The sequence below is a fragment of the Mesorhizobium sp. M7A.F.Ca.CA.001.08.2.1 genome (assembly GCF_003998455.1).
GTDB classification, from domain to species: Bacteria; Pseudomonadota; Alphaproteobacteria; order Rhizobiales; family Rhizobiaceae; genus Mesorhizobium; species Mesorhizobium ciceri.
Map to the genome: position 1 here is coordinate 1 of NZ_RZPW01000898.1, position 2,299 is coordinate 2,299.

The following is a 2,299-nucleotide window of genomic DNA, read 5'->3' on the forward strand; positions in this document are numbered from 1 at the left end:
TTGCGGTCCTTTGCGGACAATTTGTCTTCGTCACGGAAGGCGGTTGTGGTCGTCTTGGTGCCGAGCAGATAGTCAGCGGTGACCTTCAAGGCCTTTGCGAGCGCGCGGACGTTATCGAAGGATGGCTTGCGCCTGCCGGCCTCGAAGTGGGCTATGGCCGAAGGCTGCATGCCAGCTTCACGGGCAAGCTCTGATTGGCTCAGTTCTCTTTTCTCACGGATGTCACGCAGGCGGGCGGCGAAGGTGGATGGGATGCTTGACTCTATCATGACAGATCGTATAGACTTCCTTACCTAGATCGTCAGCCCCTAAAGGGACTTTTTTTGGGCTCGGCCTATGACAGAGCGTACAGAATCGTATTACCATTTGCGAATCAGGTCAAGGAAAGAAGGAGAGTAGCATGGCTGGTAAAAATCAGCACGTCGTCCCCCATGACAATGCATGGGCTGTCCGGGGGGCCGGAAACCAACGGGTAACATCCACCCACAGCACCCAGGCGGACGCCGAACGCGCAGCGCGTGAGATCGCAATCAACCAGAAAAGCGAAGTCGTTATCCACCGCCCCAACGGCGAAATTCGCGACGGCAATTCGTACGGGAATGACCCGTATCCGCCGAAGGGATGACAATGCCGACGCTGGATGAGAAAACTTCGGAGCCGATCCGCCGGATATTGTGTATCGACGGTGGCGGTATCATGGGGACTCAACCAGCGTCGTTCCTGGCTACGCTGGAAGAAGATATCGGCCGACCAATCGGCGAGTATTTTGATCTCATTGCCGGCACTTCGACCGGTGGCATTCTGGCAATCGGTCTTGCGTTGGGACTGCCGGCAAAGCGGCTCCTCGATCTCTACGTTCATCGTGGTCCCCATATCTTCGGGCAGGCCGGCGGCTCCATCTGGACCCGCATCGGTGACCTGTTGAGAGAGGTTCGCCACGTCGCCGCGCCAAAGCATGATGCGGAATTGCTGCGCGCCGAGCTAGACGGTGTGCTTGAGGGCAAGCGCATTGGCGATGCCAAGACGCGGCTCTTGGTCCCGGCATGGGATGCCGACCTGCGCAGTGTCTATATCTACAAGACGGCGCATCATCGCCGATTGAAAACGGACTACAAGAAGTCTGCCCTCGATGCGGCGATGGCCACGGCGGCGGCGCCCACGTATTTCAAGCGGCATCGTACTGCAGACGATGTCGGCCTGCTTGACGGCGGCACGTGGTGCAACAACCCGATCGCAATGGCAGTCGTTGAAGCCATCACCTTATTGGGTTGGCCTTCGACCAGCCTGCGGGTTCTCAGCCTTGGCTGTGTGAATGAAGTTTACATGATCGGAGAGGCGCCCGGCTGGGGCGTCCTTGGTTCTGATGTCATCCGTTTGTTTATGGACGGTCAATCCCGCAGTGCCATGGGGATGGCAAAGTTGCTCACGGGTCACGAATATGAGCGCGAGGCGCTGTTTCGATTCTGCCCGGATGTGCCGAAGAAGTTCTTCAAGCTCGATGACACCCGGAAAATTACTCAGTTGAAGGGGATGGGCGCGGCAGCGGCTCGCCGCGACCGGGCGCGCATCGAACCTGTGTTTCTGACGGAACCGGCAGAGCCGTTTGTGCCATGCTACCAACTGAGCGAGGTGATGAAATGAACGAACTTGCCAGAAGCCTCGTGCCGCAGAATGTCTTGCTGCGCAAATCCGAGGTCTATTCGATATTGGACGAGATCTGTCAGGATCTCGAACTGACCACCGCGCAAATGGAGGCCGCCAAAGCGAGCTATGAGGCGGTCGCAGATTGGCTGTCCTCGTCGGACAATGCCATTTTGCAGCACATCGATGTTTACCCACATGGATCGGCGGGGCTTGGCACCTCTGTGAAGCCGCTCGGCCGCGAGGACTTCGATGTTGATGTTATCTGCCTCGTTTTCCGATTTGCGTCGGTGCGCCCACCTGCTGAGTTGAAGAAGATCGTTGGCGACCGGCTCGCGAAAATGCACGCTATGCAGCTATGCTTGAGGAGAAAAAGCGGTGTTGGCGCCTGAACTACGCGCGCGAATTCCACTTGGATGTTTCGCCTACAATTGTGAACCCTGGCTGCAGCAACGGCGGCGAGTTGGTGCCGGACAAAAGCCTGAGTGAATTCAAGCCCACAAACCCGAAAGGATATCGGGCACTGTTCGAGGAACGCGCGTCGATGCAGCCCCGCCTCAAGGTTCGCAAAGCCATCGCATCTGACAGGCAGGCGAACATCGAGCCCTTCCCCGTTCACATGAGGGCCAAGGGCATTTTACGCCGCACGGTTCAGCTG

At 57.7% G+C, this 2,299-nt stretch carries 4 protein-coding genes and 1 pseudogene; 4 read left to right on the top strand and 1 reads right to left on the bottom strand.

Annotation, left to right across the window (positions count from 1 at the left end; translation table 11 throughout):
• On the bottom strand, positions 1-269 hold a 269-nt coding region (locus EN914_RS32625; RefSeq protein WP_164779081.1), incomplete at its 3' end, for a helix-turn-helix domain-containing protein.
• A gap of 131 nt (positions 270-400) precedes the next feature.
• On the opposite strand from EN914_RS32625, the gene EN914_RS32630 reads away from it, so the two are divergent.
• From EN914_RS32630 to EN914_RS39560, 4 genes and pseudogenes are all read left to right on the top strand, one after another.
• Positions 401-625 (top strand): DUF2188 domain-containing protein, encoded by a 225-nt coding sequence (locus EN914_RS32630; protein WP_024504460.1) that lies wholly within the window; start codon positions 401-403, stop codon positions 623-625.
• A gap of 2 nt (positions 626-627) precedes the next feature.
• Positions 628-1,641 (top strand): CBASS cGAMP-activated phospholipase, encoded by a 1,014-nt coding sequence (locus tag EN914_RS32635; protein WP_127218993.1) that lies wholly within the window; start codon positions 628-630, stop codon positions 1,639-1,641.
• A complete protein-coding gene (locus tag EN914_RS39555; RefSeq protein WP_245265368.1) occupies positions 1,638-2,033 on the top strand; it encodes a hypothetical protein in 396 nt (131 codons plus the stop codon). Before EN914_RS32635 ends, EN914_RS39555 begins: the two co-directional genes overlap by 4 nt.
• A pseudogene (locus EN914_RS39560) lies at positions 2,000-2,299 on the top strand (nucleotidyltransferase); the annotation flags it as partial. The gene EN914_RS39555 and the pseudogene EN914_RS39560, both read left to right, overlap by 34 nt.

Coding starts and splice junctions, on each gene's coding strand:
- EN914_RS32630 (WP_024504460.1), top strand. CDS start 401: ATGGCTGGTAAAAATCAGCACGTCGTCCCCCATGACAATGCATGGGCT.
- EN914_RS32635 (WP_127218993.1), top strand. CDS start 628: ATGCCGACGCTGGATGAGAAAACTTCGGAGCCGATCCGCCGGATATTG.
- EN914_RS39555 (WP_245265368.1), top strand. CDS start 1,638: ATGAACGAACTTGCCAGAAGCCTCGTGCCGCAGAATGTCTTGCTGCGC.